Source organism: Enterococcus sp. LJL51 (genome assembly GCF_049894025.1).
Taxonomy (GTDB): domain Bacteria; phylum Bacillota; class Bacilli; order Lactobacillales; family Enterococcaceae; genus Enterococcus_L.
In genome coordinates this window covers 48367-63693 of sequence record NZ_JBNEQE010000014.1, presented here as the reverse complement: position 1 = coordinate 63693, position 15327 = coordinate 48367, and the positions used below count along the sequence as shown (strand labels likewise).

The following is a 15327-nucleotide window of genomic DNA, read 5'->3' as shown; positions in this document are numbered from 1 at the left end:
CGTGAAGGAAAAATTAGAAAAAATTCAAGAAAAGTATCGGGGGTTTTTAATTAAGAAATTTCAGGTGTATAGGTGCTGGCAAAGCTACGATTACTTTGTAGAACATTATAAATATCTCTATGATCGCATGAGTGATTTTTATATGGAGTATTTTTTATCCTATAAAAAAATCATGCTGACTGATACGGATATAGAAAAAATCTTTAGTCAGCTTTTAGAAAAGCTAGTAAGAATTTGTGAGAAAAAAATGAATAGAGATTTTGAAAAGCAAGTAATCATTACTGATGAAATAGTGACAGAAAAATAAGAAGAGAAGAGGAAAAGAATATGGCAATTTTAGATTCAGAATTACAGTTGGATAATTTTTGGGAGACATTAGAGAACGAATTTTTCCAAAAGGTAGATAGTCAACTCCATCGATTTAGTTTGAATGTGGATGAAAATGAAAGTGAAATTCATGAATTAAAACAAAAAATTGGTGAAAGAATGATGAAACAATCCGCTGTAGCAACAGATTTATTTTTTGATGAGGCTGGAGTTTTAGATAGCTTGAGAGTAGAAAAAATCTTCTTTGCTCGTGAACGATACTATAAAGAAGAGGTTGAAAAATTTGTTGCAAAGAAAATACTTAACTGGAATTGATTTTTAATTAAAAGTATAAGATAATTTCCATTTAGGGTAAATAGGAGGAAAGAAAATGAAATTAAGTGATAAAGTAAAATCGTTATCAAAAAAACAAAAAGCAGTTATTATTTCTGGTATTGCTTTAATCATTGTTGCATGTGGTGCTGGCTATAAGGTTTATGCAGATAACCAATACCAAAAAGAAACTACATTAGCATTAGAATTATTAGGAATGAAAGAAAAAGAATTAAAAGCAATTTATAATGATTCGAATAATTTGTTCAGCAAGGATAAATCAGATTTTTTAACAAAAGATGTAGATGAAAAAACGATAACCACGCTGGAAGAAAGATTAATAAGTATTGAGAAGGAATATGAAGGAGTTTCAGTTCCACGAGGTATTCAAAAAGATACTGCTTTAGATTATAAAGGTATGAGTGAAGAATTATTATCCAAAGCAGAAAAAACATTAAGTGCTAAAAAACAGGTTAATATGCTTTTTGAAAAGGAAGCAATCATTGGTGATGAAGTTGATAAAAATCTTCCTATTAAAAATGATTTATCAACTAAGAATTTAGAAAATATTGAAGAATCTTTTTATGTAAAAGAAACAAAATCAGAATTTGAAAAAGCAACAAATGAATTGATTGATACTGCTAAAAATCAAGTAAAACAAATTGAAACTGCTAAAGTGGCAGTAGAAAAAGTGTATAAGGATAAAGTAATTTCTACTGACCAAAAATTGTATGATTTTGCAAAAAAAGAAGTGGATAAAATTAAGAATCAGAAAAGTAAAAAAAGCTTAGACGAAAAATTGGATAAAGTAAAAAAAGAAATTAGCGCTAAGAAAAAATCAGATGAAGAGAAGAAAGAATCTGTAGATAGTAATAGTACAGAAGTAACAGCAGAAGATAAAAATGAAGAAGTAGCGAATGAACAGGCAGCAGCTCAAACAAATACTGAGGCCAATTTTAATGAGGGACAACAAAATACACCAGCACAAGATTATAATTCGGCTGGTGGTGGTTCTGCGGCTTCTAACAGCAATGCTGGAGTTCCAGTTCAAGGTGGCAACTCGCAAACTGGAGGAACACCCACAACACCAGCTCAACCTGATCCAACACCAACGCCTACACCCGATCCAACACCTCAGCCTACAGTAAAATATCAAGGTTGGGTGGAAGATGAGAATGGAGGCTACTATACTTCTCCAGTTTATTCTTCACAAGAAGAGGCGATAGCGTGGGTGAATGCAAAGAGACGAGAACTATTACAAAATAATCTTTTAGGAAGTAGCGGCGGAATATCTGCTGTATACGGATAAAATCATAGTACATCAGACAGCTTAAAAAAGGCTGTCTTTTTTTTATACACAAAATATGGAGGTGAGCGTGAATTGGTTATGTATCAACCAAGAGCTAGAAGTGATTTTACTGGTTATTCCTGCAAAGAAATAGTGTAGGTTTAATAAATAAAATATCTGAATAATTGTAAAGCAATAGTTGAGATTAAAATAAGAGAGGAAGTTTTTAGTGAAAAGTAATCTGAAAAAGAAATTGAAGAAAATTGGAGTTGGAGCAGCATTATTAAGCATTATCGCTCCAATGCTAATGAATAGTTCACAAGCATTAGCAGAAGTTGTGTCTAGTAACAATTACGTTTCTGAATGGAAATTAGTTACTGATAATGACGGATATTTGGGGTTTGTGAATATCAATGGTCAAAAAGTGGGAATTATTCCGCAGGGAGTGGTAAAGGATAGCTCTCTGGAAATTCCAGATGATGTGAATGGCAATCTTTGGGCTTGTTTACAACCTCTGTTGAAAAATTCAGTAGGTACACCAACAAATGTTTATGATAATCCTTCCGATATTGGACTAAGTGTCAATTTAAATAGAATGCTTAGAATGATTAATGCGTATGGATTTACAAATAATTCTGTTGGAAAAAAATATAGTGATGTTGGGGTTTTATCTGACTTCGCTTATATGAATGCGGCAATGTATCTTTATGAAAATGATTTAGCTAATCATGCTGGGGTTCATATTGACAATGTTTTAGGTATAAATGAAATTCCAGATCATTTGAATTTAATGAAACTCTCTGAGGCGGAGGTTTATACTCTTTTGAAAGGCTATGCTCCATATGGTCTTTCAGCAGCACTATCTTCTGCTCGCAGTCAGGATGAATGGGCAAAAGCCACTGCAAAAGCTATGAAAGAAGGAAACAAAGAGGATTTAACCAATAGTCCGATGGATACCCTTACTAAGGGGCAAACAGTAACAAGTAAATCCAGTAGATATTTAAATGGAGAAAATTCTATTGCAGTGAGTGATACTAATGGAGTAAATGGTACTGTAAAAGATGGAAAAATTGAAGTGAAGCTGGATGATAGTGCTGACTTGGTAAGTCTTCATAATAAGGTGGTTACTTTTACAGCATTAACTGATGTACTTTTACCTCAAACTAGAGCTGGGATTCCACCAGTAAATCCTGGAGGAGAGATTGGCTCTGGAACATTGATTTCTAAATCTCAATTTACAGATAGCACACAGAAAATGGGGATTTGGAGTGACCCTCCCTTTGTAAAATATCAAGTAAAAATTATTGGAACAGGCGAAGTGAAAATTACTAAAACAGATGAAAAAACTGGTGAGCTGGTTCCTAATACTGAATTTGAGGTGAAGGAAGTTGAATCAGGTAAAGTTCATGCTACCAAAACTAATGAGAAAGGCGAGGCTGTTATTGACGGTATTATTCATGATACGAAAGTTGATGTAACAGAAAAATTTGTACCTGCTCCATATGTTTTAGCAACAAACAATACGAAATCGGTTATCATTCAAGCTGGTAAAACGGCAACTGTAGAATTTAAAAACGAAAAGGCTACTGGAAAGAGTACGTTAACAAAACAGGATAAAACGACAGAATCTAGTACACCTTTAAACCCTAACTATCCTTTAGCGAATGCTAAATATGGCTTTTTTAAAGAGGATGGTACTATGTTGGAAGAATTTACGTTGAGCAAAGATTTAACTGCTATGCTTGATAAATTAGATTTAGGAGTTTATTACTGGCAAGAAACAGTTGCTCCTACAGGTTATGTCTTAGATCAAACAAAGCATTTTGTAGAATTAACTTATAAAGACCAGCACACAGCAGTTGTTGTTGATAATGCTTTAAGTAATGATGATGTAATTCGAATGAATTTGGACGGACAAAAGCTAATCCAAAATGAAACCAATGAAATCTTTAAAAATGGTGTAGAATTTACATTAACTAACTTGCGTACAAAAGAAAAAACAGTAGCTACTACTGCTACTGTAGATGATAAAAAAGGATACTTTGATTTTTCTGATTTACCGCTTGATAATTATTTGCTGGAAGAAACAAAAGGCATTGAGGGCTATAAAGACATTGATCCAATTGAAATTAGTCATACCTATGATAAAAAATCTGATTCTTTCGTTTTCACTGTTAAAGACCAAAAATCTGGAAATATTCTTTCCGAAGAAACACTTACACAACTTGAATTATCTCAGGGAGAAAATGTTGATTTGGGAACATATACTTTGAAAGATAAAGCTGTTCTTGTCGAAAAACCAAAAGTTGGTATGAGTACACAAGCACATATTGGTGATGGAAAGACAAACACGTTCACATGGGGTGATAATATCACTTTCTATGATGATTTAAAGATTACTCATGAAAATATCCCTGTGGGAACAGAAAGAGCTTATGAAGCCATTCTAGTTGCTGTGTATCAAGATGGTACTCAAAAAGATGTCTGGAGTTCTGGAAAAGTAGATTATAAAGTTACTGATAAGGAAATTACTGAAAAAGTAATTGCTGAGTACGATTATAAGAAAGACCCGCAAGGAACAACTTATTTCTGGAAAGAATATGGATTTAACAAACCTACTGAAAAGGAATATGAAAAAGATGTTGAACACAATATCGATGGCAAAGACAAAAATCAAGGGTTTTTGTTGGCAGTAAACGAGACACCTAAAAATGAAGAGCCAGCAGCTACAAAAGGTTCTTTCCCTAACACTGGTGAACAAGTAGGAAAGACATTAACAATCATCGGATTGGCATTGCTTGCTGGAGTTGGCTGTGGCGTGTATCTGCTATATAAGAAAAAGAAACAACAAACACCAACTAAATAATTGAAAGTATTTCGCTATGGAATGCTTATTTTTTTATGCCTAGAGATTCGCTTCTCTAGGCATTCTTATTATCTTAATAATCAAGAATAAAATTGGAAAGAAGGAATAAAACTATGGCAACATTAAAAAAACCTGTAATAAAAGACGAGGCTTTAAAAAATACAAAGGCAAATGGAAGAGTTGAGCAGCGGACGATGACCATTGAGGGAAAAAGTATGATGGTTAAAATTTACTCATTAAGAAATCCGCAATTTGGTGCATTCGAGCTAATTGTACCAGCACGATCTGGAGTAACAGTACAACCTAATCAAGAAGTAGAAATTATTAATCCTAGTTTACATTCGGTTGGAAGAGTAAATTCTTCCCAATATACAAGTTCTAGTGGTAGGCGTGAAACGGATTATGTTGGATTTGTAGAGCGTAGTGTTTTTGCAGATGGTTTGAAAATGAAGGGGGAAAAATAATATGTCATCAATTAAGGTAGATGGAAATGATATTACATCATTAATCAATTTTGAAGAAACTTTTGGGAAATTGACTTTTCTGGAGCAAATCTCTGATCAAGAAGAACGTGGAGAAGATGGTGAACGAGGCGTAGCTAAAGCCGTTCGCTTTGAGTTTTTATCAGAAAAACAAGGAGCAGAATTTCGAGCGAAAATTAGCTTAGAGGATAATCCGATGGTGGATCTGTCTCAGCTAAAAATGGATGATGAAATTGAGCTGGTTGAGCCGAAAGTATTTGAACGGAATATGAATAATGGGCAAATGCCAAACATGGTTGTTACTATTGAAGCGCTGGATGTTAAGAAGAAAGGTGCAACTAGACCAGTTACAGGACAAAGTGACGAATCAAAAAATAAAAAATAATTAGTTAAAATAGGCGGTTAGTTTTCAAAGGCTAGTCGCTTTTTGTATGTAAAAAAATATGACTTTAAAGAAAGGGCGTATATTTTTAGTGGAGGAGGAATTAGTATCTAAAAAACTTAGAAAACTTGGTTTTGCTGTTTTAGAAACAAATGGTGCAGAACTGTATTTGTTAGAAACACCTTATTATTTTTTAGTGATTGAGGAGGTATTTGGAAAGTATAGCTTTATTAAATATTCGTTCAACTCAGGAAAAAAAGAAACCCGAATTGTTAAATTGTACTTTGATAATTACAGTGAGAAATCTATGTTGAGACGTGTTGGTTCATATATTCGTTTTATGATAGAAAACAAATATTTAAAAACAAGCAATAGAGAAATACTTGAATTTGCTAGAGAAATTAGTGAAACAAAAATATTTGTATAGAGAGGATTGATTCAGTGAGTGTTGAAATGGAGCTGGAAGTAAAAATGTTAGAAAAGGAGATATTAAAAACAGAAAGGAAATTAGTAATTATATGTGAAAGACTTCGGTTTTATGAAAGAGCAGCTAAGGGGGGACTGAAAAAAAGAATTTATATGTGTTTGTATAATTTGATTCCTGTAATAATGTCTGGTTTTATTATGTTTGTAGTTGGCTTAATGATTTATAGAGAGTGGGATTATTTTCTTTTTCACCCAGCTTTTTTAGCTAGTGAGATTGTTGCTGCTCTCATTTTGGTGGTATGTAATAGTATGTTAGTTGATTTTTCAGATAAATCGTTGCTGAATAATATTATAGTAAGAAAAAAGGAAATAATATGTTTGGAAAACGATTTGAAAAAAATTATGATTAGAAGAAAATTTTTGCTGGAGAAAAACATGAGGGAAATTCAAGCTAATATAGATTATGCTTACCCAAATTTTAAAAGTAAATGCCATGATTTAAAAATACTACCAGAATTTTTTAAGGAAGCATTATTAGGAGTAAAACCGTTTGAAATTAGAAAGAATGATCGAAATTTTGAGAAGGGTGATTTTGTAAAATTACATGAATTTGATGGAACAAATTTCACTGGAAGATTTATTTTTGGTCAAATTATGTATGTGACTCCTTTTAGTCAAAAAAATGATAATGTTGTTTTTTCATATGAACAGATAATGGTGGAAGAATGCTATGAATAAGTTAATTGTATATCGTGGAAAACGAATACGAATGTTTCATAGAAAATTACTCTTTAAGTATGGGATTGCTATTTGTATACCATTTTTCATTATGTTGGGCGTGTACCACTTTTTTGTTACCTATCCTCTGGTGGAGAAAATGGAAAGCTCGTTTTCGGTACAGCCATTTATTTTACCAGTTCTAATAACTGTTGCTGTAATAAGCTGTAGTATCTTTTTAGCTTTTTATATCATCCGCTCTTCTCAACTGAGGGGCGGTTTTTTTAATAGGCAGTATAAAAAACAACAGCTTGCTGAATACTTAGATGATAATGATTTAATTATCAGAAAAACAAAAAAAACTGAGAAAGGACAAAAAGAAGTAAGGAAATTTCCGAAGATTTATTATCGAGCGAATGGCGATACAGATGAATTTACTTTTAAAATTGGAAATAAATTTCAGGATAAGTTTCTACAAATTGGTAGACCACTAGAAGATATGTATTTAGCTGATTTGACAGCTGTAAAACGTGAGCAAGGGTATGTAACCTTTTGTTACTTAATTGATGTTCAAAGCAAGCGAATCAAATTTGAAGAGCTTGCTGCTGGAGACGGTAAAGTACAATTTATGAAAGGTGTATGGTGGGAGTACGATTCCTTGCCACATATGCTGATTACTGGGGGTACTGGAGGGGGAAAGACGTATTTTATTTACTCCTTGATTGCTGCGCTAGGTAAAGAAGGTCGTGTTCATATTTCTGATCCTAAAAATGCAGATTTGGCGGATTTAGCAAATTTTAAAGCATTTAAGGGTTTAGTAGTAAGTGATAAAAAAGAAATTTTTAAGCAAATGCAAGAAGCAGTTGAATTAATGGATAAGCGGTTTTTATACATGAAAAAGCAACCCAATTACACCATTGGTAAAAATTATAGATATTATGGGATGAAACCAGAATTTTTTATAGTTGATGAATGGGCTGCTTTTATCTCTGTTTTGGATAAATTTGGGAGAGATGAGAACGCCTGTACAGAAGAAAAATTGTATGAAAGTATATCGCCTTTAGTTCTGAAAGCACGTCAAGCTGGTGTGTTTTTTATTTTAGCGACTCAAAAGGCTGGTACTGATGTAATTCGGTCAGCAATTAGAGACAATTTAATGTGTAAAGTTTCACTGGGAAGGCTATCTGAGCAAGGCTATATTATGACATTTGGTGATGATAACAAAAATAAATCATTCATAAATAAGTATGGTGTTCATGGACGTGGGTATATTGATGTAGGTGCTGGGGTGCCGCAAGAGTTTTATTCTCCACTAGTAGACCCTAAATTTGATTTTGTTGAGTATTTTAAAAATATGCCTGCAATGCCTTATACAGATGTATCGGATGTTGAAGTAACTGAGGAAGATATTGAGATACTTGAAGAGGTTTATGGAGATAATTTTATTGAATCGGAAAAAGAGGAAATTGCTAAAAAATCAGAAGAACAAAGATTAGAACAGGCGAAAGAAAAAAATGAAAAAGCAGAAGAACTCATGGAAGCTGCTGGTTTTTCATATACAGATCAAGTGAAGATGAGACAAAAGGAAGTGGTTTGATGGAGTATTATACTATCAAAGAAATTTGTAAAAAGTTGCGAATAAAAGAGCGTACCCTTCGTAGCTGGATAAAAAAAATTGAAGAGAGAACAGAGTTTAGATTTTCTCGAAAAATTAATATGAGAAATCCGCATTTTATTCATGGAAATCCGGTGCCGCAACTCATGTTTGATGATGACGATTTTTATTTATTAGAAGAGCTACATTCAAATAGACAACAAGAAGCGAATTTAACGGAAGCGATTGATAGATTGTTTTTGTTAGAAGAGGATTACAATAAACGATATCCATTAAGTAATAGAGGATAAAAAAATGAAGAAATGACATTTTTAAGAAAGCTTATGAGGAATATAGTATGAAAAAGAACAATAAAAAAATTATCAAAAAAGTAAAAGGTTTGTTGGCTATCGCAAAAGATGAGAAAAATGATGAGGAAAGTCAATCTGCTTTTATTTTAGCTCAGAAACTTATGATTCAATATGAAATTGATAAAAGCGAAGTAGAAGATTATGAGCTTTCCAATGAATCGAGTGAAATCAATGAAGAATCTGTCACGATATACAAACGTCTTTATTGGTGGGAACGTTCTTTGGCTCGGATTATTGCTAAAAATTTTAGAGTTAAACATTACTTAAATAGTAAATATATTGGTAAACAAAGAAAACGGCGCATAATTTTTTATGGATTTGGTAGAGACCTGGAGCTTGCAAAAGAAATGTATATTCTTGCATATGATGTGGTTTTATATCATAGTAAAATCTTTATTGATGAATACTATAGAACACAATTGGAATCAAGAAGTAGGTATATGACAGAAAGTATTAAATCTAGTTATATCAGAGGTTTTTTAAATGGTCTATCGGATCGCTTTGATGAACAAGTAGCTATACTGAGAGAATCATTTGAAGTTTTAGTATTGATTCCAGAAGAAGTAGAAAAATCATTTGTAGTAATGTCTAGCGAATGGGGAAAACCATTAGATTTGGTTTTGCCACCAGTTGAAGTGGTTCAGGCTTATCAGCAGGGATTCAATGATGGGAAAAAAATTGATTTTACTAAAAGTACAATTTCGATATGAACACGAATGTGTCTGCATGTGAACTGCACGTGTATTTTGTGGCAGCTTTAGCTGTCGCCACAGAAAAATGCACGTGTAGTTTGCTTGCAAGATACACGAAGTGAATGTGAGTGGCGGAGCCACTCACATTTTCCCAGCACCCCGTTTGGTAATACGGGGTGCAGAAAAACCAAAATGAATAACAAAAAACGTCTGGAAAGCTTGCGGTAAAGCGAAAATGACGTAGTTAAAAGATACGGACAAAAGTAGCAAATTTGTCCGTATCGGTTAGGAGTGAATTATTGACTGGTGAAGAATTAAAGAAAGTTCGTAAGCGATTGGGTTATTCCCTACGAAAATTTAGTGAGAAGGTTGGTGTTTCAAAATCCACTCTATCTGATTGTGAAAAAGGAAAATTTAATCTATCTGAGGAAAAGGTAAATCAAATAAAAATAGCTATCGGTTTGCCTGTTAAATTTGGACACCAACTTCATGTTCATTGGGATTATCTTAAATTTACTTTTTTTGATAGTAGCATTGAAATAATTTTAGAACATGTATTAAAGATTCCTGTTAAGTATTTTGTTATAGAGCAGTCTAGGAAAAATAATTATGAAAGAAAATATTCGTGTGGTCATATTGTTATTTTTGATCGAATGTCTGATAGTCGTCAAGGAATACTGCTTGATTTGACTGGTCAAGGGGTATACGAATTTGAGCAGCATTTAGAAGGAATGGGTTTGAATTATAGAGAATGGTTTCGAAAGATACTTAATCCTAACTGGTATAGTTCACGTGGATATTATTCAAGAATACATTCTACTCGAACAGATATTGCGATTGATGAGATGTATGATCCAATCAATGGAAATTTTAATCTGCATGAATTGAAAAAAAGAAGAGATAGGGATTTAATTCAAAGTGATTTTCGGGTTTATCGAGAACAAGAAAAAAAGTTTAATGCTGAAAGCGGCGGATTGACTTTGTACTATGGTGCTCGTGGTGGAAACATGTTCGTTCGTTTTTATGAAAAGCGATATGAATTAGCTGATAAACTTCGAACAACTGTAGATGATGTATTGCAGGAATATGGTATCTGGAATCGATATGAATTAGAACTCGGAAAAGATGTGAATGAACAAATTTTTGATTCTTATTTGGCTGGAGAAGATTTGGATGAAATAGCTATTAATTTATTGCTTTCCAAATTTGAAGTTTATGATGAGAAACTTAATGAAAGTGGAAGTATAGAGCGAACTTATTATGAAGAATTTTATCAAATTTTTGGTTCTTGGAAGTCAGTAAAGATAAATAGTAAACAAGAAGAATCAAGTTTAGAAAAAAGTCTTCGCTGGATAGAATTACAAGTCATACCAACTTTGAGAATGATTGAGCTTGTTTTTGGTAAAGATCGATTTCGAAAATGGCTATTTAAAGCATTGGATAATGTTGAACTATCAGAAAAACAAAAGAAGCAAGTGCTTTATGAACGAATGATTGAGGATAAGGGGTTGAATGAATGAGTATTCTGAGATTGGCTGGTCAATTTTATTTTAATAACCATACAGAATTATTTGGTGAAGATGTGGAGGACTTCTGGGTACTTCTTCATACGAAATATGGAAATCGTATTAGAGATGGAACGATTGTAGAAGCAGCGGAAAATATGGGTATAAAAACAATTCTGGTAGAAACATGGTTAGATAAAAATTGTGATATATTTTTTGAAAAAATTCCTTTGGTCGATGATCAAGGGAATTTTTATTTGTATCAAAAAGAAGAGCTGGATGGATGGTATTACAACTATGTTTATTGTAAAACACTTGATATTCTAGTTCCCAAAATTCAAGAGCAGCAAAATAATTATAGATATTTTGTAAATACTTTAAAAAAACAAGGCTGGGAAATGTCCGCTTTGTTTGAAAGTAATCTGATTAATAGGGGGATTTTTTTAGCTAGGTATAGAGATATGGAAAAAAGGATTCCTTATGATTTTATGAAAAAACTGAATATAAGAATGGGGTGAAACGGAAATGGTAGGATGTGTACCTTTTTGTGAATTAAAAAAACAAGTGAAATTTGGTGTTTTTCAAAAGATAAAGAATGTAGATTCTAATGTAGAATTTCATGTATTTGAATCAGTGTATGAGCGAAGCGATGTAGTTGATTTTATGAGAAGAGATACCTTTTTGAATTATCAAGAAGGAGAAGTGCCAGCAAGCCGATTTGATTTTTTAAAAGAAACCTGGGTATCTCAACTGTATCCGCAACTTAAACTAGAATTAAGATTGTAAGGAGTGTAAACATGTCAAAAAATGAAAAATTAAAAAAGATATTTGATTTAGCGACTGAACTTGATTGTGAGCCTGTAATGTTTGAGGAAGAAAATTTTATAGAAGTTAAACCACGTGTGGGCTACGACTTAGAACGGATTCAAGGTGTTGCAGATAAAGAAAGTGTTCAACTGAAAGTTAATCATATGTATTTACAGGAGTTGGAGGAGAGTGATAAAGAATTAAGCAACCTTTGTACGATTTTAAATATTGGTGGGATTGCTTACGAGATGGTAGGAATAAATAAAAAAATTCTCAAATATCGTATCGTCATTTTTCCAGCTTCTCCAACTATCGAAAATGCACTAAAAAATGATTTAAAGAAATTTGAGAAGGTTGAAGTGATTTTTGAGAAAGGAGCTATTCAGGCAGCTGGAGATGAGGGGGCTACTGAGGATGGTTCGGAACGTGGTGAGCGGTTAGGACAAAAAAAGAAACTGGTCAAGGTTTTGAATAGCTGGGGAGTGGAATATCAAGTGATTGATGTTGAGACGGTAGAAATTTATCCAACAACTCATGACTTGACTAAAAAAATTCAAAACCAATTAAGGGAATATCCATTATTGAATTTAGTATTCAAGAAAGATAAATATGTAAAGGTTCCGATGAGTAGATCAGAAAAAACGGAGATACTTAAAGATTTAGCTGCTAAATTTAAAAAATATGGCAATGGTTATTTAGAAATGAAAAATCCTTTTACTATCATTGCATACGCCAAAAGTGAAAAACTAGCTGAAACTTATAGAAAAATGTTTTCTGAATACTGGTACAAGTATGTAGAAGTTGATGGTGAGATTAAGACTTTGAAAATGGACGTTGAGCCGCTGTATAAAAATGGAGACATGTTTAGTATAGAAGAATGGTCATTGATTAAATCTAAAGCAGAAGCGATTTGTGAAAATTTACAAGACGTAGATTTAGTTTTTAATTCTGTTGGTGAAGTAGTTATTAAAGCAGAAAAATTTGAAAAAGTAAAAGGGCTGTTTTATTTAAAAAATTATCATGATAGAAAATTAGTTGCAGATAATGATAAAGGATTTGTGTATACAAAAATTGAGTTTGATCTAAAAAAATAAATTGAAAAGATGGGCCCATTTTTGGCTATTTTTTAGAGAAGAGGGATGGAATAGTGGAGATTGATGTTTGGGATTTAGTCAAAGGAGATGGCTTTTTTATAGGAAGCTATCCTGATAATTTTGCGATTGGAAGATATTTTTCAGCTGATGAATTAACTTCTAGTTCTTACGAGAAAATTCATGCAGAATATCTGGAAAAGTATAATCCAGATGGATATGAAGAGTTGGAACTAGGAGTTTTTGATGTTGATAATTACTCAGGATTATGGAGTGGAGAATATGGTGTATTAGAAATCATAGATAAACTCAAACATATTAAAGAGACTGTATATTTCGATATCGAGCTGGATGTTTATGATTTTGATGAGAGTTTCTATAATGAGCGTTTTACTAGCCCATATGAGGCGGCACGTGCGACCTTTTTTGGAAGAGTGCATTGGTCGGATGAATATATTAGATTTAATGGTTATGGAAATTTAGAAAGTCTCACCGAAAGAGCTTTAGAAGAGCGGAAATCTGATGAAATAAAATCATTAGGAATATTTTAAAAAAAACAAGGTAAAAGGGCTGTAAACCAGTCCTTTTATTTTATTAGGAGGAAAGATGGATACAAAAAAAGAAACAAACAAGTATCAAGAAATATTTAGATTGTTCTTGCTGCTAATATTTCTGATTTGGATTCCTATTAGCATTTTTGGATTTGGGGTTATATGTATGATGTGGATTCTGATGAGCAAAGATTGGTTTTTCACATTAACTAATTCTTTGTTACTAGTGTTTTGGTCATACTATATGATCTATTCTCCAATAGCCGATGTTAAAAGGCATTATTTAAAAACTTTAAATCAAAGGAGGTTTGAAGGTGGATTTAAAAAAGATAAAGAAAAAGGAAAAAAAGGAAAAAATGCCAAAAGTTCGTTTAGTATCGCAAAAAAAGGCGAATAAAGCGTTAGCGGTTTTTGCTGGAGTATTACTTCTGTTTTCTACGATAGGGACAATTCGTTCAAATGTGCTATCAAGCAATATGAATAATGTTTATTCGAAGATTGAAAATCTAGGTAATGATAAAAATAAAATCAGTGAAAAGGAATCGATTAATCTTCCTATGTTGTCTTATTATGCAACAAACTTTATGAATGAATATATCACTATTGATTCTGAAAAAAAGGAAGAGGAGCAGGAACAACGTTTGAAAAAATTAGCAGACTATCTTTCTTTTGATGTCGAACAATTAGATGAAAAACAACCTGAAAAACTTGTTAGAACATTGAAAAGTTCAGAAGTTATTAATGTGAATGAAACAGCTGAATGTTTTTTAGTAACAATGCAGGTGTCGTATCACGTTTCAACTAAGGATGTCAAAGCTGATAGAAGTGAAAAAATTGTACTGCCGATACAAACGAAAGATAATCTTTATTCTTTAGTTTCACGTCCTTATGTGATTTCAGAAGGAATCCCACAAGGCAGAACAAAAGCATTATCGCAAGTAGAAAAATCTTTGGAAATTGATTCTAAGGATAAGGAATCGATTGAAAAATTCTTACAACTCTTCTTTACTAAGTATGCTGAAAATAATAAAGAAGAGCTATTAGTGTTGATGAAAGAACCAGAATTTTTGGGAAATAATGAGCGATTTAAAGAAATAGAAAAAGGTTCAATTCAATATTTCAATACAGAAAAAGAAAATATGGGAGTGCAGCTCTCGGTTGTGTTTGAAGATAAGGAAACCAAAATCTTAAGAACTGAGAATTTCAGTTTGTGGATTACGAAGACTGAAAATTCATATTTTATAAATACATTAAAACATTACTTTACTGAAAGTGGGGAATAAATTTGAGTACAAATGGATTAGATAATTTTTTAGCAACAGGTTTTATTACGTTTCTGGCATTAGGAGTAATTGTCTTAATTTTGAAACATTGGAAGGGTGCTGAGTGGTTGAAAATTGTTTCAACTGTTTTTATTGCTTTGATAATTCGGGATTTCGCAGTGAATCAAGGGAGAACTACGTTTGGTTTTATGAAATGGGTAGCTAGTTTGTTTGGGATTAATTTTAGTTGAGGAGAATTAAAATATGAAATATTACGATTATAGTAGGGGCTTAAAAGCCCCTTATTCTATTCAAGTGATAAAAAGCCCAAAAGGGAAGGTCATTTGGGTGTTTTCCCAGTCGATTAGCCTATCCTATTTTTTAGTTATGTTTGCTGGTTGGGTATTATTTTTTGTTATTGGTCAATTTTTTAGGCTGCCAGTAATTTTGGATGTTGATTTAAATTTGATGGTTTTTATATATGTGCCACATCGTCTAGCACGTTGGTATTCTGAAACAGATATCGATGGAAAAAGCGGAGTAGCTTATATTAAAGATTTTTTGGTTTATGTCAAAGATTTTGTGATAGATAATAGGGAAATTTATAGGTTTGAACGTGTGAGTGAAGAAAAGGAATTTACATTTCGGAGATAA

At 32.5% G+C, this 15327-nt stretch carries 20 protein-coding genes; all 20 read left to right on the top strand.

The window, feature by feature from the left end:
- The first annotated feature begins 1 nt into the window (after nucleotide 1).
- The 20 genes from ACPWSO_RS12980 to ACPWSO_RS12885 all read left to right on the top strand — a co-directional run bounded on the left by ACPWSO_RS12980 (nucleotide 2) and on the right by ACPWSO_RS12885 (nucleotide 15327).
- Nucleotides 2-307, top strand: coding sequence for a hypothetical protein (locus ACPWSO_RS12980; RefSeq protein WP_426083998.1), 306 nt, complete (start codon nucleotides 2-4; stop codon nucleotides 305-307).
- 20 nt (nucleotides 308-327) lie between these two features.
- Nucleotides 328-642 (top strand): hypothetical protein, encoded by a 315-nt coding sequence (locus ACPWSO_RS12975; protein WP_426083997.1) that lies wholly within the window; start codon nucleotides 328-330, stop codon nucleotides 640-642.
- Between the two features lie 55 nt (nucleotides 643-697).
- Nucleotides 698-1948 carry a hypothetical protein gene (locus ACPWSO_RS12970; protein WP_426083996.1) on the top strand — a complete coding sequence of 417 codons (1251 nt, stop codon included), beginning with the start codon at nucleotides 698-700 and terminating at the stop codon, nucleotides 1946-1948.
- A 208-nt stretch (nucleotides 1949-2156) separates the two neighbouring features.
- A complete protein-coding gene (locus tag ACPWSO_RS12965) occupies nucleotides 2157-4793 on the top strand; it encodes an MSCRAMM family protein (RefSeq protein ID WP_426083995.1) in 2637 nt (878 codons plus the stop codon).
- Nucleotides 4794-4906: 113 nt separating this feature from the next.
- Nucleotides 4907-5257, top strand: a complete 351-nt coding sequence (locus ACPWSO_RS12960; protein ID WP_426083994.1) for a hypothetical protein — start codon at nucleotides 4907-4909, stop codon at nucleotides 5255-5257.
- Nucleotide 5258: 1 nt separating this feature from the next.
- Nucleotides 5259-5660: a DUF961 family protein gene (locus tag ACPWSO_RS12955; protein ID WP_426083993.1), complete on the top strand. Its 402-nt coding sequence runs from the start codon at nucleotides 5259-5261 to the stop codon at nucleotides 5658-5660.
- An 88-nt stretch (nucleotides 5661-5748) separates the two neighbouring features.
- Nucleotides 5749-6084, top strand: coding sequence for a hypothetical protein (locus ACPWSO_RS12950; protein ID WP_426083992.1), 336 nt, complete (start codon nucleotides 5749-5751; stop codon nucleotides 6082-6084).
- Nucleotides 6085-6098: 14 nt separating this feature from the next.
- Nucleotides 6099-6821, top strand: a complete 723-nt coding sequence (locus tag ACPWSO_RS12945; RefSeq protein ID WP_426083991.1) for a DUF3850 domain-containing protein — start codon at nucleotides 6099-6101, stop codon at nucleotides 6819-6821.
- On the top strand, nucleotides 6814-8397 hold the full coding sequence (locus ACPWSO_RS12940; RefSeq protein WP_426083990.1) for an FtsK/SpoIIIE domain-containing protein: 1584 nt from the start codon (nucleotides 6814-6816) through the stop codon (nucleotides 8395-8397). Before ACPWSO_RS12945 ends, ACPWSO_RS12940 begins: the two co-directional genes overlap by 8 nt.
- Nucleotides 8397-8705: a hypothetical protein gene (locus ACPWSO_RS12935; RefSeq protein WP_426083989.1), complete on the top strand. Its 309-nt coding sequence runs from the start codon at nucleotides 8397-8399 to the stop codon at nucleotides 8703-8705. The genes ACPWSO_RS12940 and ACPWSO_RS12935 overlap by 1 nt, the downstream gene beginning before the upstream one ends.
- A gap of 47 nt (nucleotides 8706-8752) precedes the next feature.
- The gene (locus tag ACPWSO_RS12930; RefSeq protein WP_426083988.1) at nucleotides 8753-9475 is read left to right on the top strand and encodes a DUF2786 domain-containing protein; all 723 of its coding nucleotides are present in this window, start codon (nucleotides 8753-8755) and stop codon (nucleotides 9473-9475) included.
- Between the two features lie 281 nt (nucleotides 9476-9756).
- Entirely contained in the window at nucleotides 9757-10977 is a 1221-nt protein-coding gene (locus ACPWSO_RS12925; RefSeq protein ID WP_426083987.1) for a replication initiation factor domain-containing protein, read from the top strand.
- Between the two features lie 11 nt (nucleotides 10978-10988).
- Entirely contained in the window at nucleotides 10989-11480 is a 492-nt protein-coding gene (locus ACPWSO_RS12920) for a hypothetical protein (protein ID WP_426083986.1), read from the top strand.
- 7 nt (nucleotides 11481-11487) lie between these two features.
- Complete coding sequence (locus ACPWSO_RS12915; protein ID WP_426083985.1) at nucleotides 11488-11748, top strand: hypothetical protein; 261 nt, start codon at nucleotides 11488-11490, stop codon at nucleotides 11746-11748.
- 11 nt (nucleotides 11749-11759) lie between these two features.
- A complete protein-coding gene (locus tag ACPWSO_RS12910) occupies nucleotides 11760-12863 on the top strand; it encodes a hypothetical protein (protein WP_426083984.1) in 1104 nt (367 codons plus the stop codon).
- Nucleotides 12864-12916: 53 nt separating this feature from the next.
- Nucleotides 12917-13411, top strand: coding sequence for a hypothetical protein (locus tag ACPWSO_RS12905; protein WP_426083983.1), 495 nt, complete (start codon nucleotides 12917-12919; stop codon nucleotides 13409-13411).
- A gap of 55 nt (nucleotides 13412-13466) precedes the next feature.
- Nucleotides 13467-13808 (top strand): hypothetical protein, encoded by a 342-nt coding sequence (locus tag ACPWSO_RS12900; RefSeq protein ID WP_426083982.1) that lies wholly within the window; start codon nucleotides 13467-13469, stop codon nucleotides 13806-13808.
- Entirely contained in the window at nucleotides 13726-14694 is a 969-nt protein-coding gene (locus tag ACPWSO_RS12895; RefSeq protein ID WP_426083981.1) for a conjugal transfer protein, read from the top strand. Before ACPWSO_RS12900 ends, ACPWSO_RS12895 begins: the two co-directional genes overlap by 83 nt.
- A gap of 2 nt (nucleotides 14695-14696) precedes the next feature.
- Nucleotides 14697-14924: a hypothetical protein gene (locus tag ACPWSO_RS12890; RefSeq protein WP_426083980.1), complete on the top strand. Its 228-nt coding sequence runs from the start codon at nucleotides 14697-14699 to the stop codon at nucleotides 14922-14924.
- A gap of 13 nt (nucleotides 14925-14937) precedes the next feature.
- Nucleotides 14938-15327 (top strand): conjugal transfer protein, encoded by a 390-nt coding sequence (locus tag ACPWSO_RS12885; protein WP_426083979.1) that lies wholly within the window; start codon nucleotides 14938-14940, stop codon nucleotides 15325-15327.